Annotated in this window: 21 protein-coding genes and 1 tRNA gene; 4 read left to right on the top strand and 18 right to left on the bottom strand. The window is 57.6% G+C overall.

Annotated elements, in window-relative coordinates:
- The first annotated feature begins 116 nt into the window (after positions 1–116).
- Complete coding sequence (locus tag AZE99_RS05450; RefSeq protein ID WP_067198708.1) at positions 117–425, top strand: chorismate mutase; 309 nt, start codon at positions 117–119, stop codon at positions 423–425.
- A 12-nt stretch (positions 426–437) separates the two neighbouring features.
- On the opposite strand, the gene AZE99_RS05445 is transcribed toward AZE99_RS05450, so the two are convergent.
- The 14 genes from AZE99_RS05445 to AZE99_RS05385 all read right to left on the bottom strand — a co-directional run bounded on the left by AZE99_RS05445 (position 438) and on the right by AZE99_RS05385 (position 12,718).
- The gene (locus AZE99_RS05445) at positions 438–1,178 is read right to left on the bottom strand and encodes an RNA methyltransferase (protein ID WP_067198706.1); all 741 of its coding nucleotides are present in this window, start codon (positions 1,176–1,178) and stop codon (positions 438–440) included.
- Positions 1,175–1,636 carry a transcriptional regulator NrdR gene (nrdR, locus tag AZE99_RS05440; protein ID WP_067198705.1) on the bottom strand — a complete coding sequence of 154 codons (462 nt, stop codon included), beginning with the start codon at positions 1,634–1,636 and terminating at the stop codon, positions 1,175–1,177. Before nrdR ends, AZE99_RS05445 begins: the two co-directional genes overlap by 4 nt.
- A 15-nt stretch (positions 1,637–1,651) precedes the next feature.
- Positions 1,652–2,959 carry a serine hydroxymethyltransferase gene (glyA, locus tag AZE99_RS05435; protein ID WP_067198703.1) on the bottom strand — a complete coding sequence of 436 codons (1,308 nt, stop codon included), beginning with the start codon at positions 2,957–2,959 and terminating at the stop codon, positions 1,652–1,654.
- Positions 2,956–3,408, bottom strand: coding sequence for a ribose 5-phosphate isomerase B (rpiB, locus tag AZE99_RS05430; protein ID WP_067198701.1), 453 nt, complete (start codon positions 3,406–3,408; stop codon positions 2,956–2,958). Before rpiB ends, glyA begins: the two co-directional genes overlap by 4 nt.
- 236 nt (positions 3,409–3,644) lie before the next feature.
- Positions 3,645–5,585 carry a potassium transporter Kup gene (locus tag AZE99_RS05425; protein ID WP_067198699.1) on the bottom strand — a complete coding sequence of 647 codons (1,941 nt, stop codon included), beginning with the start codon at positions 5,583–5,585 and terminating at the stop codon, positions 3,645–3,647.
- Between the two features lie 154 nt (positions 5,586–5,739).
- Positions 5,740–6,396, bottom strand: a complete 657-nt coding sequence (locus AZE99_RS05420; protein ID WP_231862694.1) for a tetratricopeptide repeat protein — start codon at positions 6,394–6,396, stop codon at positions 5,740–5,742.
- Positions 6,393–6,809: a cytochrome c-type biogenesis protein gene (locus AZE99_RS05415; RefSeq protein ID WP_067198696.1), complete on the bottom strand. Its 417-nt coding sequence runs from the start codon at positions 6,807–6,809 to the stop codon at positions 6,393–6,395. Before AZE99_RS05415 ends, AZE99_RS05420 begins: the two co-directional genes overlap by 4 nt.
- Positions 6,806–7,333 carry a DsbE family thiol:disulfide interchange protein gene (locus tag AZE99_RS05410; RefSeq protein ID WP_067198694.1) on the bottom strand — a complete coding sequence of 176 codons (528 nt, stop codon included), beginning with the start codon at positions 7,331–7,333 and terminating at the stop codon, positions 6,806–6,808. Before AZE99_RS05410 ends, AZE99_RS05415 begins: the two co-directional genes overlap by 4 nt.
- On the bottom strand, positions 7,330–9,267 hold the full coding sequence (locus AZE99_RS05405; RefSeq protein ID WP_067198692.1) for a heme lyase CcmF/NrfE family subunit: 1,938 nt from the start codon (positions 9,265–9,267) through the stop codon (positions 7,330–7,332). The genes AZE99_RS05410 and AZE99_RS05405 overlap by 4 nt, the downstream gene beginning before the upstream one ends.
- Positions 9,264–9,713 carry a cytochrome c maturation protein CcmE gene (ccmE, locus tag AZE99_RS05400; RefSeq protein WP_067198690.1) on the bottom strand — a complete coding sequence of 150 codons (450 nt, stop codon included), beginning with the start codon at positions 9,711–9,713 and terminating at the stop codon, positions 9,264–9,266. Before ccmE ends, AZE99_RS05405 begins: the two co-directional genes overlap by 4 nt.
- Positions 9,710–9,841, bottom strand: coding sequence for a hypothetical protein (locus AZE99_RS16420; protein WP_257721891.1), 132 nt, complete (start codon positions 9,839–9,841; stop codon positions 9,710–9,712). Before AZE99_RS16420 ends, ccmE begins: the two co-directional genes overlap by 4 nt.
- Entirely contained in the window at positions 9,838–10,557 is a 720-nt protein-coding gene (ccmC, locus tag AZE99_RS05395) for a heme ABC transporter permease CcmC (RefSeq protein WP_067198688.1), read from the bottom strand. Before ccmC ends, AZE99_RS16420 begins: the two co-directional genes overlap by 4 nt.
- Positions 10,558–10,724: 167 nt before the next feature.
- Positions 10,725–12,386 carry a SulP family inorganic anion transporter gene (locus tag AZE99_RS05390; RefSeq protein WP_231862693.1) on the bottom strand — a complete coding sequence of 554 codons (1,662 nt, stop codon included), beginning with the start codon at positions 12,384–12,386 and terminating at the stop codon, positions 10,725–10,727.
- Positions 12,387–12,397: 11 nt separating this feature from the next.
- Complete coding sequence (locus tag AZE99_RS05385; protein WP_067198686.1) at positions 12,398–12,718, bottom strand: helix-turn-helix domain-containing protein; 321 nt, start codon at positions 12,716–12,718, stop codon at positions 12,398–12,400.
- A 277-nt stretch (positions 12,719–12,995) separates the two neighbouring features.
- On the opposite strand from AZE99_RS05385, the gene AZE99_RS05380 reads away from it, so the two are divergent.
- The 3 genes from AZE99_RS05380 to AZE99_RS05370 all read left to right on the top strand — a co-directional run bounded on the left by AZE99_RS05380 (position 12,996) and on the right by AZE99_RS05370 (position 17,567).
- On the top strand, positions 12,996–13,523 hold the full coding sequence (locus AZE99_RS05380; protein WP_335339233.1) for a DUF983 domain-containing protein: 528 nt from the start codon (positions 12,996–12,998) through the stop codon (positions 13,521–13,523).
- 163 nt (positions 13,524–13,686) lie between these two features.
- Positions 13,687–16,524, top strand: a complete 2,838-nt coding sequence (locus AZE99_RS05375) for a TonB-dependent receptor (RefSeq protein WP_067198684.1) — start codon at positions 13,687–13,689, stop codon at positions 16,522–16,524.
- Entirely contained in the window at positions 16,524–17,567 is a 1,044-nt protein-coding gene (locus tag AZE99_RS05370; RefSeq protein WP_067198682.1) for a phytase, read from the top strand. Before AZE99_RS05375 ends, AZE99_RS05370 begins: the two co-directional genes overlap by 1 nt.
- 308 nt (positions 17,568–17,875) lie before the next feature.
- On the opposite strand, the gene AZE99_RS05365 is transcribed toward AZE99_RS05370, so the two are convergent.
- The 4 genes from AZE99_RS05365 to gspJ form a co-directional block, all read right to left on the bottom strand.
- Positions 17,876–18,928, bottom strand: a complete 1,053-nt coding sequence (locus AZE99_RS05365) for a Leu/Phe/Val dehydrogenase (RefSeq protein ID WP_067203310.1) — start codon at positions 18,926–18,928, stop codon at positions 17,876–17,878.
- Positions 18,929–19,049: 121 nt separating this feature from the next.
- Positions 19,050–19,126, bottom strand: a tRNA-His gene (locus AZE99_RS05360).
- A 90-nt stretch (positions 19,127–19,216) separates the two neighbouring features.
- Positions 19,217–20,212, bottom strand: coding sequence for a type II secretion system minor pseudopilin GspK (gspK, locus tag AZE99_RS05355; protein ID WP_067198681.1), 996 nt, complete (start codon positions 20,210–20,212; stop codon positions 19,217–19,219).
- Positions 20,209–20,823, bottom strand: coding sequence for a type II secretion system minor pseudopilin GspJ (gspJ, locus tag AZE99_RS05350; RefSeq protein ID WP_067198678.1), 615 nt, complete (start codon positions 20,821–20,823; stop codon positions 20,209–20,211). The genes gspK and gspJ overlap by 4 nt, the downstream gene beginning before the upstream one ends.
- Positions 20,824–20,837: the final 14 nt, after the last annotated feature.

The raw sequence follows: 20,837 nt of genomic DNA, 5'->3' as shown, positions 1-20,837 counted from the left end.
AAGAGCGGGCCTATGGCGAGCAAAGCCGCCATTGTCAACTCTATTGCCCCACGAAAAACGTACAAAATCCGGCAACAAGTCTCGACTCTCAATCGACCGGCGATTAATGCGCTGACATGATTGATCCCAAGCCATTGCCACCCATGGAAACCATGACCGATGTCCGCCAGCAGGTCGACCGCATCGACGCCGAAATCATCGCTTTGATGGCGCAACGCTTCGCTTGCATGGACGCCGCCGCCCGGATCAAGCAAGATCGGAATATCGTGCGCGACGAAGCCCGCAAGGCGGCTGTCCTGCAAAATGTCAAACGACTGGCAGAAGAAGCGCGCGTTCCGGTGCCGGCTATGGCAGCGATTTGGGAAATGCTGGTGGAAACATCGATCAGCTACGAATTGCAGAAATGGGACCAAATGCGCAAATAGCGAGTTTGACGCCTATTTTTCAGCTTTATCCTTGCGAGGCGGTCGTTCGAGAGACGAAATAACACCGCGCCATGTCTTGACCTCCTCATTCGTCCATGCCGGCTTGGTCAGCATGTTGCGGAGCGTAACCTTCGTCGCCACAGCCCGATCAGCCGGATAGAAATAGCCGTTTTTGTCCAGCGCTCGCTCCAGATGCTCGTAAAACATATCCAGCTCTTTCTGCGGGGCCGGCTCAGCCGTCTTCTTTTCCAGCGTCGGCTGAACATTGGCACTGCTATCGATCTTGGATATTTCATAAGCCACAAGGATGACTGCCTGCGCCAGATTGAGCGAGCCAAATTCCGGATTAATCGGAACCGTAATGATTTTCCGTGCCAGTTCGACATCGACAACCTCGAGCCCGGACCGTTCCGGACCAAACAGGATTGCGCATTTGCCGCTCGCTTGCGCCATGTCTTCTGCAGCCTCCCAAGGCGTCAGCACCGGCTTGGTCATGCCGCGTTTGCGTACGGTTGTGGCATAGACATGAGCGCAGTCGGCCACCGCCTCAGCCGTCGTTTCAAAAACCTGAGCATGTTCGAGCACTTGATCTGCGCCAGAAGCGGAAGGACCCGCATCCGGATTTGGCCAGCCGTCCCGCGGCTTGACGATGCGCATTTCGGTCAAGCCGAAATTCAGCATCGCTCGCGCTGCCTTGCCGATATTCTGGCCTAGCTGCGGATTGACCAATATGATCGCGGGCTGGTTGATCACGCTCCGCCGACGTCTTTCACGCTACCGGCAAATTCCTTGAAATCCTTGGCTTCCGTAAAATCCTTATAGACGGAGGCGAAACGTATATAGGCGACACTGTCGAGGGCTTTCAGCCCGTCCATCACCATCTCGCCAATTCTCTGGGACGGAATTTCGGTCTCGCCGCTGGTTTCCAGCTGTCGCTGGATACCGGAAACAAGCTGGTCCATCTGCTCCTGCGCCAGACCGCGCTTGCGGCAAGCGAGCGAAACCGACAGATCGATCTTGGACCGGTCGAACGGTTCCTTGCGATCCTCGCTCTTTACCACCGTGATCTCACGCAATTGCACGCGTTCAAAGGTCGTGAACCGGGCGCCACAGCTTTCACACTGCCGCCGGCGTCTGATCGTCGTATTGTCCTCGGTTGGACGACTGTCCTTGACCTGGCTGTCATCATGGGCACAAAATGGGCAACGCATGTTATGGCTTTCCGATCAATCCTGATAGATCGGGAAGCGGTCGCAAAGCTCTTGCACCCGCTCGCGCACATCTTGCTCCACCGCCGGATCACCGCCCTCGCCTTTTTCGCGCAGCCCGTCGAGCACATCGGCAACCATGTCACCGATCATCCGGAATTCTGCGGGACCGAAGCCGCGGGTCGTACCAGCCGGCGAACCAACCCGGATGCCGCTCGTCTTCATCGGCGGCTGCGGATCGTTGGGAATGCTGTTCTTGTTGCAGGTGATGCCGGCCCGTTCCAGCGCTTCATCCGCGTCGCGTCCGGTGATACCCAGCGGCGACAGATCGATCAGCGCCAGATGGGTGTCGGTGCCACCGGCGACAACATCGGCACCGCGTTCCTTGAGCGTGGCCGCGAGAATTTTTGCATTTTCGATCACGGCAGCAGAATAGCTCTTGAACTCGGGACGCAGCGCTTCGCCAAAGGCAACCGCCTTGGCCGCGATCACATGCATCAGCGGGCCGCCCTGCAGGCCGGGGAAAACCGCAGAGTTGATCTTCTTGGCAATGGCTTCGTCATTGGTCAAAATCATGCCACCGCGCGGTCCGCGCAGTGTCTTGTGCGTCGTGGTCGTGACCACATCAGCATAGCCCAAAGGACTGGGGTGCAGCCCGGCAGCCACCAGTCCGGCGAAATGCGCCATATCGACCATGAACAAAGCACCCACAGCATCGGCAATGGCCCGGAATTTGGCGAAATCAATCTGGCGCGGATAGGCGGAACCACCGGCAATGATCAGTTTCGGCTGATGCTCCTTCGCCAGAGCCTCGACTTCTTCATAGTTGATTAGGTGATCGTCATCATTGACGCCATATTGGATCGCGTTGAACCATTTGCCCGACAGCGCCGGTTTCGCGCCATGGGTCAGATGGCCGCCAGCGTCGAGTGACATGCCCAGAATCGTATCGCCCGGCTTGACCAGCGCGAGCATAACCGCGCCATTGGCCTGCGCACCCGAATGCGGCTGAACATTGGCGAAGCCGCAATCAAACAGCTGCTTGGCGCGTTCGATCGCCAGCGTCTCGACATCATCCGACGGCGCGCAGCCCTGATAATAGCGGCGTCCGGGATAGCCTTCGGCATATTTATTGGTGAAGATCGATCCCTGCGCCTGCAGCACGGCCCTAGAAACGATATTTTCCGAAGCGATCAATTCGATCTGATTTTGCTGGCGCGACAATTCCGCGTTAATGGCGCCTGCTACAGCTGGATCGCTTTCATCGACCGAAAAGTCGAAAAATCCGGTCTGCCTGATATCCTGAATATCTGCGACGTTGCTCATGCACTTGCTCCTTCAACTTGTGGTGCGGACAATTTATCGACCCGCCGCTGATGCCGGTCGCCGCCAAATTCTGTTTTCAGAAAGACGTCCAGACAGTCTTTCGCGATTTCTATGCCAACCAGCCGCGCGCCCATGGCGATGACATTTGCATCATTATGTTCCCGGGCCAGTTTCGCCGAGAGGCCCTCGGACACCAGCGCGCAGCGACAGGCGGGATTGCGGTTGACCGCCATCGAAATGCCAATACCTGATCCGCAAAGCGCGACCCCCCGGTCCACCCGGCCCGAGGCTACTTCGTCGGCCAGCTTGTAACCATAATCGGGATAATCGACGCTATCGGTGGTCATCGGTCCCAGATCGCTGACGTCGTGACCTGCCTGTTGCAACCAATCCACCAGCGCGGCCTTCATTTCAAGGGCGGCATGATCGGAGGCAATAGCGACGCGCATGGGCTGTTCCTGTGGTTAGAATCGAATGGCCGCTATTTAGTAGAGAGTCCGGCGATAGGCCACCAAATATTTGACGCGCCGCGTCATGCGCAGCGGGACGATACAGCCTGTCCCTGCGAAGGCGGGGATCAACCCCGGCGAAGGCCGGTGTCTCTTTCCGACTCAAGACAAGATGCCTTCTCAACCATGCCGGACAGGCTCCTGATTTCACGCCCGGAAAGCAGCCTGCCAGCCGGTCAGATTTCCATCTGACTTCCAAGCTCCACCACCCGATTGGTGGGCAGCTTGAAAAACTCCATGGCCGTCGCCGCGTTGCGCAGCAGCCAGGCAAAGAGTTTCTCCCGCCAGATCATCATCTCCGGCTTCTTCGACGGCAGCAGGGTCTGGCGCGAGAGGAAGAAACTGGTGGTCATCATGTCGAATTCCATTCCGCAGCCTTTCACCAGTTTCAGCGCCTCGGGAACATCGGTTTCCTGCATGAAACCGAAATGGAGGATGAGCCGGTAGAAACCATGGCCCAGGTCCTTCACTTCGCAGCGTTTGTTGGGAGCCACTGTCGGGACATCCTTGATATTCACGGTCAGGATGACAACCCGTTCGTGGATCACCTTGTTATGCTTGATATTGTGGAGCAGCGCCGACGGCACACCAGCGGATGAAGATGCCATGAAAATCGCGGTGCCCGGCACGCGGGTGGCGCTGTTGGCGGCAGATTTGGTGAATATCTCGATCGGCATCGCCGCTTCCGCCATATTCTTGCGCATGATCTTGCGGCCCTTGGCCCAGGTCGTCAGGATGATGAAAGCGACACCGCCGACAGCCAGCGGGAACCAGCCGCCATCGGGAACCTTGGTCAGATTGGCGGCAAAATAAGCACCATCGACGATGAAGAAAACCGCCAGCAACGGCACGGTGATCCATAGTTTCCACTTCCACAGAACCACCATCACGATGGCCAGCAGACAGGTGTCGATGAACATCGCACCGGTGACCGCGATACCATAAGCCGAAGCGAGATTGCTCGAGCTCTGGAAGGTCAGCACCAGCAGGATCACCGCAATCATGATCGCCCAGTTGACGAACGGGATATAGATTTGGCCGGCCTCGGACGCGCTGGTATGCTTGATCGTCAGCCGCGGAATGAAACCAAGCTGGATCGCTTGATGGGTCACCGAGAAGGAACCCGAAATAACGGCCTGGCTGGCAATGAATGTCGCCGCCGTCGCCAGTATGACGAGCGGCAGGCGCAGCACTTCGGGTGCCATGATGAAAAACGGACTTTCAATCGCCGCGGCTGCGCCAGCGGCATCAAGCGACAGGATCATCGCGCCCTGGCCGAAATAATTGCACAATAGCGCCGGCATGACGAAACCATACCATGCGATACGCATCGGCTTCTTGCCGAAATGGCCCATATCGGCAAACAGGGCTTCGGAACCCGTTACGGCCAGCACGACAGAACCCAGGGCGAGGAAGGCCTTCACCCCGTCGGTGATGAAAAACTGCACAGCGTACCAGGGGTTGAAGGCAAAGAGAATCGAAGGATGTTCGACGATCTGAATGATGCCGAGCGTCCCGATCACGGCAAAATAAACAAACATCACCGGCGCAAACAACGCGCCGATTTTCGCGGTACCGCGGGACTGGAGCAGGAACAGGAATATCAGCAGGGTGAGCGCGATCGGAATGACGAGATGTCCCAGTTGGGGCTGCACGACGGTCAGGCCCTCAACCGCCGAGAGCACTGAAATCGCCGGCGTGATCATGCTGTCGCCGTAAAAAAGCGCTGTCGCAAACACACCGAGCAAGATCGCCAACCAGCCATATTTTGACCGTCGCATGGCACCGGAAATCAGCGCCACCAACGCCAGACTGCCGCCCTGCCCCTTGTTATCCGCCCGCATCGTGATCGAGACATATTGAATGGTCACGACCAGCGTCATCGACCAGAAGATCAGGCTGACCACGCCTAGAACATGGATGCGATCCAGTTCCAGCGGATGCGCCCCGACGAAGGTTTCGCGAAACGCATAGAGTGGACTCGTGCCGATGTCGCCGAACACGATTCCAATCGCGCCCGCGGCCAGCTTGGCGATAGCAGTGTTACGCTGAGGCGAGCCGTGGGTTTGCACCGTGCTGCCTTGCGCTTCTGCGCTTTCGGTTGTTTCTGCGGACATTGGTTGGCCGTGTAAGGCGTACCCCGATCAATTTGGACAAAATACTCTGTTTACTGACATTTGTCTCAGCAAGCGCGAGCGCTTAGCACCGGCTTTTATCGGGCGCAACAAACCGACTGACTGCGAATATCAACCCATTCATAACACAAGGTTTTTACTGCTCTGCAGGGGAGTCCGGCGCCGTTGGAAGCGACGGTTGTATCTTTTCCATCGTCGCCAGTCGCGACTCGAGATCGGCGCGCCACGGGGCATCTGCGCTGCTCCGCGCCAGCAATTCGGTCCAGATTGCCCGGGCCTGATCGATCTTGCCCGACTGGGCATAAGCCAGTCCGAGGAAGAATGGCGGTCCAGGATGTTCCGGCGACAGATCGGCGGCTTTCTGAAAGGCAAATTGCGCGGCCGGCGTGATGACACCATCGGCATGAACAACCAGAGCATTGCCCAGCCCGACCCAGAGATCGGGATCATCGGGATGTTCTTTTACCCCGTTGCGCAGATAATTGGCTGCCGCTCCGTGTTTTCCGGTACGATTGAGAGAGTCGGAAAAGACCAGCCATTCCCGTGCGGTACCGAAGCGCTCGCCCATCTCGTTGCGTGCGTCAATTGTATCATCGTCAAAGCTATTGGGTTTTTCGATTGGCTCAACCGAGACCCCCGCCATCCCGGGATGCCCCTGCCAGGCGTAACCGGCAACCCCCAGCAACAGGGCCGCAGCGGTAATTTCATAGGTGCCACGGGATAATTTGCCGAGCTTGATCAGAGCGCCAGCGCAAATCAATACGAACAGAAAAATTATGATCCAGCCCATCATTGATCATCCTTGGATTTGCGGAAACGCCCGCGCGCCAGCCACAGGGCAGCGAGCAACAGAATGATCGGCGCAATCCACAGCGGCCAGGTGACCGCCGACCCTATCGGCGGATTATAGGAAACCCAATTGCCATAGCGCTCGATCAGCCAGTTTCTGACCTGTTCCGGCGTTTCGCCGGCGGCGATTCTCTCCCGCACCTGACTGCGCATATCGCCCGCCATCGGCGCATTGCTGTCGGCAATCGACTGGCTCTGGCATTTCAGGCAGCGCAATTCTTCCATCAGGTCGCGCGCGGCGGCTTCCTGCCGGGGATCGTCCAGTTGCCGGTCGGCATAAGGCGCCTGTGGCAGACCGGTTTGCGCGGCAATCGGCACCGAGAGGCACAGAATAAGCAGAACAAGAAATCGCTTCATCCCGCTTCCTCCAGCAATTCGATCAGCTTTGCGACATCCTCTTGGCGGATGTCGCCGATATGCTGATGAACGATGATGCCATTACCATCGATGACAAAGGTCTCGGGTACGCCGGACGAACCCAGTTCGAGTTGCACCTTGCTGGTCGTGTCGGTTCCGATCCGATTATAGGGATTGCCCCAGCGATTAAGAAAATTGGCAATATCTTCGGGCGTGTCACGGCTGGCGATTGCGTTGATTTCAACACCCGCCCGCTGCAGCGCCAGCAGTTGCGGTGCCTCGGCGATGCAGGGCACGCACCAGCTGGCGAATATATTGAGCAAGGTCGGCTTGCCCTTGGTCAGGTCGGTACTGCTTAATCCGGGCCGCTGCTCCACCGCTGCTGGCAAGGCAAAGGCTGGCATCGGCTTGCCGACCATCTTGCTCTCGATAATATCATTCTTGGGCATGATCAGCCCGACTGCGACCGCAGCGAAGAAGAGGCCAAAGAGCACGAGCGGTAGCCAGAGCAACCAGCGGTTCATAGCATCGCCTCTGCATATTCGCGCTGCTTGCGCTGCTTATAGCCACGCCGCAGCCTGCCAATCATCGCCAGAAATCCGCCAAGAGCGACCAATATTCCGCCGAACCAGATCAAGGGCACGAATGGCTTCCACCAGACCCGAACCTGCCAGCGTCCTTCGCTGTCCCCGTCGCCGAGCACCACATAGAGCTGCCCGTTCCAGCGAGTCAGCAGCGCCGCTTCGCTGGTCTGGGTCTGTGCAGCAGCAAACATACGGTTCTGCGGCGTGATCTCGTGGATCGCCCCGTCGCCATATTGCGCCGTCATCCGCCCTTCGAGCGCGGTCCAATTGGGTCCGGCCATCGGTTCGATCGCTTCGAACTTGAGCTTCCACTGGTTCACCGCAATTTCATCCCCCGGCATAGCCGCGACCAGCTTTTCTTCGGTGAAACTGCTTTCACAAGCCATTCCGGTCAGCGCAACCGCGATACCGAAATGAGCGATCACCATGCCGTAAGTGTGAAGCGGCGTCCGCCGCAGGTTCCGTTTCCACAAAGGCGCGAAACTGGCGACGGCAACGCCAGCTGCCAGCCCGAGGCCGAGCAGCGAAAGAATGGACATCCCGGTGGTGAACAATGCCAGTGCAAACAGGGCTGCGGCAGTGAGCAAAATGGGTATCGAAATGCGGTTCAGCAACGCCTTCGGATTGTCGCGTCGCCATCGCAGAAGCGGCCCGGCCGCCATAACCGACACCAGAATCAGTGCCAGCGGACCGGTAGCCAGATTGAAATAGGGTGGACCAACCGAAAGCTTGTCTCCGGTCACCGCTTCGACCAGCAACGGATAAAGCGTGCCGATGAAAACCAGTGCCAAAATGACCGACAGCAGAAGATTATTGGCAACCAGTGCGCCTTCCCGGCTGACCAGTTCAAAACGCTTTCCTTCCTTCACCGTACCGACCCGCAGCGCGAACAAAGCCATCGCTCCGCCAATATAGATGGCAAGCAAGGCCAATATGAAGCTGCCGCGTTCGGGATCGACCGCAAAGGCGTGTACGCTCGTCAAGATACCGGAGCGTACGAGGAAAGTCCCGATCATCGACATCGAAAAAGCGACCACAGCCAGCATCAGCGTCCAGGCGCGCAGGCTGTCTCGCGTCGCCAGTACTGTCACCGAATGGAGCAAGGCCGTCGCCGCCAGCCACGGCATGAGCGAGGCGTTCTCCACAGGATCCCAGAACCACCAGCCGCCCCAGCCCAGTTCATAATAAGCCCAGTAGCTGCCCGCGGTAATGCCGAGCGTCAGAAATATCCAGGCACCCAATACCCAAGGCCGCATCGCCTTGGCAAAAGACGCGCCGACATCGCGGGTAATCATCGCTCCGACCGCAAAGGAAAAGGCTACCGAAAGCCCGACATAGCCGAAATAGAGAGTGGGTGGATGAAAGGCGAGACCGGGGTCCTGCAGCAGCGGATTGAGTCCCTGCCCGTCCGCCGGCACCGGAAACATCCGTTCGAACGGATTGGATGATACCAGCAGGAAAGCGTAAAAACCCAGACTGATAAAAGCCTGAGCCGCCAGGGTTGCGACCAGCGTTCTGGTCTGCAGTGATCGTTCGAATAGCGCAATGAAGGCACCGGCCAGGCCCATCACCGTAACCCAGAGCAGCATCGATCCCTCGTGATTGCCCCAGGTTCCGGCAAATTTGTAGAGCAAAGGCTTCACCGAGGCGCTGTTCATCACCACCAGCCGAACCGACATGTCGGAGCGCAGGAACAGCCAGATCAGCAGCAGAAACGACAGGCTGACAAACAGCCCTTGCGCAACCGCGACCGGCCGGATCGCAGAAAAATATTCGTCCCGCTGCGCGCGCAGGCCAATCGCGCCGAGAGCAAATTGCAGGAGCGCAAGCGCAGCGGCGAGCCATAGCGCGATCAGGCCGGTTTCGGCGATCATTGGACCAGCGTCTCCGTTTTATTTTTGCCGGATGTCATATCAATGCCTTCCAGCTCGCGCGGAATGTAATTTTCATCATGTTTGGCGAGCAAAGTCTCGGCAACAAACAGACCGTTGGCATCGAGCCGTCCATCGGCAACCACGCCCGAACCTTCGACAAACAGGTCCGGAGTGATACCGGTATACGTGACCTTTTGCTGGGCTTTGGCGTCCTGCACGATGAACTGCACCGTCACGCCGTCCGCCGAGCGCTGGATCGAGCCTTTTTCTACCATGCCACCCAGCCGGATGGCCGTACCCGCCTGCGGTTTCTTGTCCGCAATATCAGAAGGCGTGTAGAAATAGCTCGCCTGATCCTGGAGCGCATAAGCGGCCAGCAAACCAGCACCGACCAGCGCCACCACCGCCAGCAGAACCAGGGTCAGTCTTTGATGCTTTGCTTTCATTTCCGCTTGCTCAACTGATCTGCCTTGCGTTCTGCCCTTCGCATCGCGACAAAGCTGTTCATGATAACGGCTGCCGTCCCAATCAGCACTATGGCATAGGCGGCAAAGACAAAAGTCCAGTGGTTCATTCTGCTGCCATCCTTTTCAGCCGCGCATCGACCTTGGTTTGCGCCAGACTGGCCCGCATCCGCATAAGCACAATCGCGCCGAATAGCAGAGAGAAACCTACGGCCGAAACCAATAGAGGCCATAAATAGAGCGCATCGATGGTGGATTTGCCCATGATATTGATGCTCGTCCCCTGATGCTGGGTTTCCCACCATTCGACCGAAAAACGGATGATTGGCAGATTGATGATGCCGACAACGCCGAAAATTGCCGCGATCCGGCTCTGGCCGTTGCTCTTGCTCGTCTCGTTGGCGAGCACGATATAGGCCAGATAGAGAAAAAACAGCACCAGCATCGAGGTCAGGCGACCGTCCCAGACCCACCATGTACCCCATGCCGGACGTCCCCAGATTGCTCCCGTGATCAGACATAAAAGGGAAAACAGCGCCCCGGGCACCGCAATCGCGCGCGCCGCATGCGAGGCGAGCGGATGCCGCCAGATCAGCTCGGTGATGCTGGCAATCGCAATGCCCGACCAGCCCGCCATGCCGAGCCATGCCATCGGCACATGAACAAAGATGATCTTCACCGTGTCGCCCTGCAACCGCTCGGCTGGCGTAGCCAGCAGGCCCCATATGCAAGCGGCCACTACCATGGCGATACCGCCGAACAGCAAAAACGGCGTCAGCGGCCTGGCAAGTGACAGGAAACGGGTGGGATTCGCATATGCATGCATGGGTAAAGCGATATTGCCTCGGTTACGGATGATCAACATCAATCGCGACTTTCGATGGCAGAAGCGTGGCTGGCCGACAAGCGTTTTTGCGAATTGCGGCCAGTAACAAAGTTGGAAACCCCCAAATGGACCGCTCTCTGCCAACCCTCCTCAAACCCTTCGCCAGATCAGCCTGAGGATGTCAGTCGTTCGGCATTCCGCAGCGCAGCGGCATAGTCGGCTGCAAAACAGACATCTGCTTCGTCCTCTGACAAGCCGATGCGCCGGAGCATGTCCCTCGGTTGCGGCTGCACACCCGATAAAATGATCTTCGCGCCCGAGACGCGGGCCTGTTCGATAAATTCCTCGATCATCGTCACCCCGCTGGCATCGAGCATCGGCACCAGCCGCATACGCAGGATGATGACCCTGGGTGTGCGCCCGATCTTGCGCATCGCGTCAAGCAATTCACCCGCCACCCCGAAAAATACCGGACCGCTGATCCGGAACACTTCAACTCCGCTCGGGAGATCGTCGCGCTGATCCAGATCATCACCATCAGACTGGCCCTCGCGATCAGCTGAATTTCCGTTCTCCAGCTCCACGGTCTCGCTCATCCGAGCCATGAACAGCAGCGATGCCAGGGTGACGCCGACGCCAATCGCCACGGTAAGATCGACCAATATGGTCAGCCCGAAGGTCAGCAGCAATACCGCGCGATCGCTATTGGGCATGCGCAGCAGCGCAATGAACCGGTCGATTTCGCACATGCCCCAGGCGACGACGAACAGGATGGCAGCCAGCGCAGCCATCGGCACATAGGCCATCAGGCCACTGCCGAACAAAATGAACAACAGGATGAACAGCGCGTGCATCATACCCGCCACGGGGGTTTTTGCCCCGGCCTTGATATTCGTCGCCGTCCGCGCAATCGCACCCGTCGCAGGCAGTCCACCGAACGCGACCGAACCGAGATTGGCAATGCCCTGCCCGATCAGCTCCTGATTGGAACGGTGGCGCGTGCCAATCATCCCGTCCGCGACCACCGCCGACAGCAGCGCCTCGATCCCGGCAAGAAAGGCGATCGTGAAGGCAGAAGGGAGCAATTCGACCATCCTTGCCCAGCCGAACACCGGCAGCGACGGCATCGGCATCGTCGCCGGCATATCTGGAAACCGCGTCCCGATCGTATCGACGGGCAGCTTGAGCAGCGCGACCATGATCGAGGCCAGCACGAGCGCAATCAGGAAACCCGGCAGCCTGGGGGCAAATCTCTTGAGTGCGACAATCACGAAGAAAGCACCGCCCCCGGCCAGCAGAGTCGCCATATGAACCGACGATATCGCGCTGAAATAGGCCTGCCATTTCGGTAAAAATTCGGAAGGGACATTATCGAGCGACAGGCCGAGAAAATCCTTCACCTGACTGGAGGCAATGATCACGGCGATCCCGGCGGTAAAGCCGGTCACCACCGGATGCGGGATAAATTTGATCAGCCGGCCGAGCTTGAACGCCCCGGCAGCTATGAGAATCAGACCCGCCATGAATGTGGCGAGCAGCAAGCCGTCATAGCCATATTGGGCAATGACATTGTACACAACCACGACAAAGGCACCCGTCGGCCCGCCAACCTGAACCCGCGAGCCACCGAGGAAAGAGATCAGGAATCCGGCAATAACCGCGGTAATCAAGCCCTTGTCGGGAGAAGCCCCGCTGGCAATTGCCAGGGCCATCGAAAGCGGCAGAGCAACGATTGCGACCGTCAGTCCTGCGACAGCATCGGCCTTGAACAGGCCGGGATTATAGCCTTCACGCATTGTCGTGATGATTTTGGGGGTAAAGCCTTGCACCGGACGAACGACTATTCTTTGTCCGCGTCCGACCTTGCCTGATCGAACAATATCGAGCCCACCGCATTCGCCGCTCTGCCATCCATGGTCTCGCGCATCCGCACACCGCGGCCGATGCCAATGCTGGGCGCATTTTCGCCAATCAGCTCGATTCCGCCGCTTTCGAGCGCCCCGATAACCTTGACCAGAGTGTCGACCACGCCACGCACCTGCCCGCCCGACGCTTCCATCCGCTGGATCGTCGGCAGCGACAGGCCAGCCAGTTCGGCCAGTTGCCGCTGATCGATACCGAGCAGGGCACGCGCTGCCCGCATTTGCTGCGACGTGATCATCCATCCACCCCTTATGATACATTATACATCAAAACTCAGTATTAACAATTTATTCTGATAGTGTATAGAGGGCAACTGTCGTTGCCGCTAATCTGGACCGGCAATACTGACAGGAACATGGACCAGACAAATTTCACAGCGGTGATGGTGCCTGCCCCGCGACCGGCCGGTTCACCGCCTTCACAGTCGCAGGCTGAATATTCTGCGGCTGCCGCAAACAAGAGGCTGCCCTAATGCCAGCCGCGAATTCCAGAAATGATGGGACAGAATAAAAATTATGGCCGGATTTGAAACTTTGCTCGACAGAATCGTTGATGACATGAGCAGCAGCGATGGAGCAGACAAAGAAATGACGCAGAACCTCGATACACCCGGCCTGCCGAAGACGGCTTTTGAAGCCTTCACCCGTGGCCTGCGGGGCCGCTGCCCGAGCTGCGGTGAAGGCAAGATGTTCCCTCGTCTGCTCAAGCCGATCGAACATTGCCCGATATGTGGCCAGGACTGGACCGCGCAACAGGCGGATGATTTTCCTGCCTATATCGCCATTATCCTAACCGGACATATTCTCGCGCCGATCATCATCTACATGATAAATGATACCGATTTTTCCGTCTGGACCAATCTGGCGATCATAATCACCCTGGCGCTGCTGCTGATCGCTGCACTGCTGCAACCGGCCAAGGGTGCAGTCATTGCCTTGCAATGGTGGATGGGATTGAACGGATTTGAAAAGCCCGGCCGGCCCGTCGCAGCCAGTTTAGCGGAGACAGCCGAATTACCGGAGAATATCCAGGACCACCGATAATCGAATTCCCGGAATCAAGCCGCGGCACAACAGTCTGATTCCCGGGATTTTCTGCTTGTAACCAAAGCGTAATCAAAGATTCATCCATGAGTCTCCGAAACCGTCAATTCCCTTCACAATTAGCGCCTAGAGGCCCGGTACATCAGATTTACCGGAGGGCATCATGGCAAAAATATCTAAATTTCGCAGAGGGTTACTAATCGGATCAGCGGGGATCATGGTGACGCTACCGACCGTAGCCTGGGCCGGCACCGTGACCGGTGTCGTCAGCGATCCCAGCGAAACCAGAGGGTTGCAATCGGCGCAGGTTCGCATTGTGGAACTGGACCGTGTCGTGACCACGGAACGCGACGGCAGCTATCGATTTCCCGATGTCCCGGCCGGCACCTATACGCTCGAGACCCGCTATATCGGAGCCGACACCAGTCAAGCCAGCGTGACCGTCACCGAAACCGGCCTTGTTGTCGCGAACATCACGTTGCAGACCGGCTCCGGCACCGAAATCCTGGTCATCGGCCAAAGTGCCAACCAGGCCAGCGCCCTGTCGCGCAAACGCGAAGGTGATGGCGTGTCGTCGGTTCTGACTCGAGACGCAATCGGTCAGTTTCCGGACCAGAATGTCGCAGAATCCCTACGCCGGGTACCCGGGGTCAATATTCTCAATGATCAGGGCGAAGGCCGGTTTGTTTCAGTCCGTGGCCTCGACCCCAATCTGAACGCCTCCTCGCTGAACGGCGTCCGGATCCCTTCACCGGAAAGCGATGTCCGTTCCGTGGCTCTGGACGTTATTTCCAGCGATCTCATTGAATCGATCGAAATCAAGAAATCGCTCACCCCTGACATGGATGGCGATACGATCGGTGCCTCGATCGAAATCAGCACGGTCAGTGCCTTTGACCGCAAGAAGGATCTGCTGACGGGCAAGATTGAAGGCAGCTACAACGAATATTCGGGCGACGTAACGCCAAAGGGCAGCATCGATTTCTCGACTCGCCTCACCGACGATATCGGCGTGGCCGGAGGCGTTTCTTACTATAAGCGCAAGTTCGAAACCGACAATATCGAAGCAGAAGGCTGGGACGTCAATGATGACGGCATAGCCTATGCCGACGAGGTCCAGTTTCGCGACTATGACGTCGAACGGGAACGGATCAGCGCCTCGCTTTCCTTCGATTTCCGCGCAAGCGATAGCACCGAACTTTATGTTCGCGGCATTTACAGCCAGTTTGATGATCAGGAATATCGCGCCCGGACCACATTCAAACTGGATGAAGCAGCCAGCAGCGGCGATGCCAACAGCGCCCTGTTCGATGATGCGGACGGTGAAATCGAAATCGAACGCGACATGAAAGATCGTTTCGAAAGCCAGAAGATCCGTTCCATAGTCGTCGGCGGCAAGACCGAAACAGGTCCCTGGAAAGCAGAATATTCCGGCAGCTGGTCCAAATCCAGCGAATCGGAAAATGGCTCGCTCGACCCCACAACTTTTTCCAATAAATTCGAAGGCGACGGCGTCAGTGTGCTGTTCGACTATGCAGACGATCGCATACCGGCATATAGCTACGCGTCCGGCGCTGCTCTCGCCAATGACGCCAGTCTTTATGATCTGGGAGATGTTGAACTGACCGCTCTTTCAGCCGCTCAGGACGAAGAATTTTCCGCCCGACTGGACGTTTCCCGCCTTTTCGCGATGGGCAGTGGCGATTTCACCGTCCAGGCCGGTTTCAAGGGTCGCTGGCGAGAAAAGCGATATGACAATGACGTCGAATTTTATGAAGACAGCACCGGCAGTTATACGCTCGCCAACGTGCTGGGCGAGCAAACCTATCGCCTCGCCGACCTCGGACCGGTTGTCAGCCGGACCGGTGCGACCGAATATTTTCGTGCCAATTTCGGTGATTTCGAGTTGCAGGATATCGACAGCCAGTTCGATTCCGCCGTCTCGGATTATATCAATCAGGAAGATATTTATGCCGGCTATCTGCTGGGGCGCTGGGATAGTGAAGAGGTCCGCGTGATTGGCGGCGTCCGCTTTGAACGCACGGAGAATGTCATTTCCGCCAACACAGTCACGCTGGTAGAAGAGGATGCGGTCTTCAACGGGGTGACACTGACCGACGACACGGTATTCGTCACGCCCAATGGCTTCACGCGCAGCTATGACGACTGGCTCCCCAGCCTCAATGTCCGCTTTGAACCGCAGCGCAATCTTGTATTTCGCGCTGCCGGCTATCGCAGCGTGGTGAGACCCAATCTGTCTGACCTGGCCCCTCGGTTCGCGGTCGAGCAAAATGACGACAATGAGCGCGAAGGCGAATTTGGCAATCCCGACTTGCAGCCCTACGAAGCCTGGAACTTCGATGCCGCAGCGGAATTTTACTTCAGTTCCAACGGCGCGCTCACGGCCAATGTCTTTTACAAGGATATCAAGAATTTCATCGTCAGCTCGCTGGAGGAAAACGGCACGCGCTTCGGCATAGATTTCGACGAAGCAACCATACCGATCAACGGTTCCAGCGCCGAAGTGTTCGGCATCGAACTGGGTTTTGCGCAAGCGCTCAATTTCCTGCCGGACCCGCTCGACGGTTTTCTTGTCAACTTCAACTATACCTATACCGACGCCAGCGGCACGGTACCAACCGACGGCGATATCACCAATCTGCGCAGCATCGCGCTGCCCAGCAGTTCCAAGCATACGTTCAACGCGGTGCTCGGTTACGAGAAAGGCCCTTTCGATTTCCGTCTGGCGGGCACTTATCGGGATCATTATCTCGACGAGCTCGGCGCGGAAGCCGGCGAGGACCGCTATGTCGACAATCATTTCCAGCTCGACGCCAGCGTGAAGCTGAAACTGAACAACAATATCCGGCTATTCGCGGAATGGATCAACATCAACAACGCCAAATATTCCGCCTATCAGAATTTCGATACGCGCAAGCGGCTGCTGCAATATGAAGAATATGGCTCGACCTTCAAATTTGGCGCAAAGATAACAATGTGATGAAAAATATAATCTCCCCTCTCCTGCTCGGCAGCCTGGCTTTGGCCGGTTGCGCGACCCCGTCCGGTACAGTCACTGCTGCGCCAACCCTCGAACTGACCGCGGACGCAGAAACCGTTCCGGTCGGCACCGTCAATCGCGATGCGGCGGATGATCCGGCGATCTGGCGCAATGCCGATGATCCGGCGAACAGCCTGATAATCGGGACCGACAAGCGCGCCGGTCTCTATGTCTACGGACTGGATGGATCGAAAAAATCCTTCCTGCCCGAAGGCGAACTCAACAATGTCGATCTGCGCGAAGTCATGATCGGTGGCGAGAAGACCGTGCTGGTCGGTGCCAGCATCCGCAACGACCGCGCCAATGCGCATATCGGTCTGTACCGGCTCGATCCCGAATCCGCGGAACTGACGCTGCTGGGCAAATATCCGGTCGGTCCCGGCGAAGCTTATGGTTTCTGCTTCGGTCAGGACAGCGGCGGCGAGACCTTCGCCTATATGATCGAGAAAAGCGGCTTTGTCCGCGAGATCACCCTCTCCTTTGAGGGCAGCACGCCGAGCGCAACCATTACCCGGGAATATAAGCTCGCGACCCAGCCGGAGGGCTGCGTCGTCGATGACCGCACGGGGCGGCTTTATGTCGGCGAGGAAAATAGCGGCATCTGGCTGTTCGATCTGAACGCGGACAATTTCGAGCCGCAGCGCTTTGCCAATATCAATGGCAAGGAACTGGTGGCCGATGTCGAAGGACTGGCGCTCGCGCCTACCGGAGAAACCGGCGGCTATCTGGTCGCCTCTAGCCAGGGCGACAATGCCTATGTGCTCTATGACCTGACCACAGGCGCCTATGTGAACCGCTTCAGGCTGGTAGATGGAACAATCGACGGCACTTCGGAAACAGACGGGATTGAAGTCATCTTGGGCGACTTTGGCCCCGACTATCCCGAAGGCCTGATGGTCATGCAGGATGGTGCAAATGAAGGCGGCACGCAAAATTTCAAGCTGGTCAGCTGGGCCAAAATCAAGGCTGCAGTCACGCCATAATATTGAACGCTGGAACGGAAGGGACCGTCTGCGGACCTCTCTTCCGTCATCCCGTCAAAACTTCTTTCCTACAGTCGGCCTGATCTCGTATCTTCCGGCCTGTCCTTCGCCAAGCGCAGGACAGGCTCTTTGACATTTGAACGAAATAAGGATGTTCGCACGAACTTAAAGAACCGCGCGAGCGGGCGCAGAATCCAAAGATTACACTAGGCGCCGGTCCGGCGGCTAGAGAATGGCAGAAACGGGAGACTTTCAGGAGAAGGTTACAGAAAATAAAACAATTGATCCGTGTAAAGTTCGGCCTGGCCCTAACCCCGGCCGATCAACGCCATCGCCATATTGTCGGCGACATCGGAATCTGGCAATTTTTGCGCCGCGCTCTGTTCCCAGATTTCGGTCAGACGCTGCGGAATCATCGCGACCCGACGATTAACTTCTTTGACGTCGCCGTCGCCTAGATATTCCAGACCGACGCTGATGATCCCGCCGGAGTTGATGACATAATCCGGCGCGAACAATATGTTACGGTCGAAGATTCGCTGTCCGTCTTCAGGAGTCGCCAGCTGGTTATTGGCACCGCCCGCAACGATCGGAACATTGAGATGAGCGATGGAAACCTTGTCCAGTATCGCGCCCAAAGCATTGGGACTAAAGACATCTGCCTCGATCCGCATGACCTCGTCGAGACCGACGACCGTGGCTCCGATTTCCTCTGCCAGCGCAGCCGCATGGTCCTTGTTGATGTCAGCGATACTTAGCTTCGCCCCATCCTTGGCCAGCAGACGGGCAAGTCCGCCACCAACGCTGCCAACACCCTGGATCGCGACATGGACACCGTCCATGGATTCGCGGCCCAGCTTGTGCGCTACCGCGGCCTTCACGCCGAGATAGACACCCATTGCGGTAAAGGGTCCGGGATCGCCGCCGGCTTCGCCGCTGTTGCTGACCGGCAGTCCGGAGACATATTTGGTTTCCTTGGTCAGAGCGACCATATCGGCAGCGGTGATCCCGACATCTTCAGCGGTGACATATTGGCCGCCGAGCGACTCGATCATCCGGCCGAAAGCGGCGAGCATTTCCGGTGTCTTGGTGCGATTGCGGTCGGCGAGAATCACCGCCTTGCCGCCACCCAGTGGCAGACCGGCCATCGCGTTCTTGAAGCTCATGCCGCGCGAAAGGCGCAGCGCATCGGTCACCGCGGTTTCGCGATTCTCGTAATGCCAGAACCGGGTTCCGCCCGCGCCGGGGCCGAGATGCGTGCTGTGCAGCGCGATAATCGCGCTGAGCCCGCTGTCGGCATCATGGAAAAAATGGACCGCTTCATGGTCGTCAAAATCCGGCAAATCCCACATCACGCTCATGGCAGTCATCCCTAGCAAACTGGAGTAATTAAATATCTCATAGCTGTAATTTAATTACAAATAAAGAGAGACTTTGCAGCACGGGCCAGGTGGTGATGGCCTTATGCTTCCTGAGGGAAAATGGGGCGATCGAGGGGTCTTGAACCCCCGACCTCCGGTACCACAAACCGGCGCTCTAACCAACTGAGCTACGATCGCCACAAGCCGCGCACTATATAGCCGCATTGCGATGGGGTCCATAGGGATAGCCGGTAGCCATCGTCAAGCATTTAGCGGGGCATTTTGGAATTAAAACGTATCGCCGCGCTGACGATGGACAAGCCGGGCCGGTTGCCGCGCCGCATCGATCAACGCCCGCTCCTCGACCAGCGCGCTTTGCATCTCGACCGCCAGATCAACGCGGAACCAGCGAGTGGTCAGCTTGACCTGGCTCTGGACTTCAGCCGCGGCTCCGAGGCTGGCAGGATAGGATTGCGCCCAGAAATCATTGAGGCTGCCATATCCCAGTTCCGGCCGCCGCCCGAGAAATTGCCGCGCCGGTGTGAGATCGGACGGGACCGCTCCCAGCATGGCCAACAAGATCGCCTGCTCCGGCCGCAACGTGTTGATATTGACCGGCGACAAATCGGTGGTCGGCAAGGCACAAATCCAGGGCGCGAGGCGGACGTACACATCGTCGGTCACGCCCTTGATTGTCCGCAACTCGCTGACATCGACGATCAGCGCATTGGCCGTGCGATAGGGGCTTTCCTGCTGGAGATAATATTGATCCTCCGCTCCACGGGGCGCCGCCACCATATCGCTGTCGATCCAGTCAGCGACCGATTCCGCAATATCCGCAGCATCACCGTCCAATATGCCGAGCATGACCATCAGCCGCGAAAATTGCGCCAGACCTTCCGGCCTTGCCGTCAGGACATCCTGCTGCTGCGTAACAAGGCTGTTGATGTTGAAGCAATTGCCCCCGTCGGCCAGCGATGCCGTGATAATCCCGCCGGGCACCGGAAAGCTCTGCTCCTTGCCGTTCCAGCCGCCGACATTGATCGTCCGGCCCGGAGAAGCGGACACAATCTGCTCGGCCGACTGCATTCCGATCGATTCGGCCGCGATCAGATAGGCCTTGGCTTGCGACAGTTCGCGCGCATTGGAGGCAAGCTTGGTAGCGCCGGCCAGCCGGTCAATCCCGTGCGCCGCCAATATCGCAATCACTGCGACCAGCAACAACACCGTCAACAGCGCTGCGCCCCGTTCCTTCTCGGTCCCAATTTCCTGAAATTCGCTCACAGATAGCCGGTCCCGACGAGGAACAAATGGCGATAGCGTCGGCCCTGCTGTTCAAACTGGATCTCAATCGCCCGCGGCAAATCTGCCAGGCGCTCGGCTTCCCAGCGACTGGACCACTGCCCTCGCTTGTCGCGAAAGCGCAGATCGAGTGAAGTGATTTGCGAAATCAGAACCGCTGGCTGATCAATCTTGCCGCCATCTGTCATCCGGTATCGCCACCGCTCCAGATTGCCGTCCGTAAGCCGATATTCAATCCGCTCCAGATTGGATCGCGCCTGGCCGTTGATATTGCTCTGGCCACCGCGTGTGAATTTCAGGAAAGCCGGTTCGGCTCCGCCCGCTTCACTACCGAAGGCCGGCGTTCGGTCACCACGATCATCACGAGATGTCCGCGGCAAGGCCTGGCTCAAATCGGCCTCCATCAAAGAGACAAAGCGCTGCATTTCAGCCATCTTCCCCAGATTTTTTGCGGTTATCTCGTCGCTATCGACCGCAGTCCGAAGCATGATCACCCCAGCCACCGACAGCATCGCAAAAATGAACAGCGCTACCATCATCTCGACCAGAGTGAAGCCATTGCGATTGCAGGATTTGGCGGAGACTTTGTCCATCGACCTCGCTTATA

Source organism: Sphingorhabdus sp. M41 (assembly GCF_001586275.1).
In the GTDB taxonomy this organism is placed as follows: domain Bacteria; phylum Pseudomonadota; class Alphaproteobacteria; order Sphingomonadales; family Sphingomonadaceae; genus Parasphingorhabdus.
Note: the sequence above shows the minus strand (reverse complement) of the source record. Positions and strands in the feature narration are given on the sequence as shown.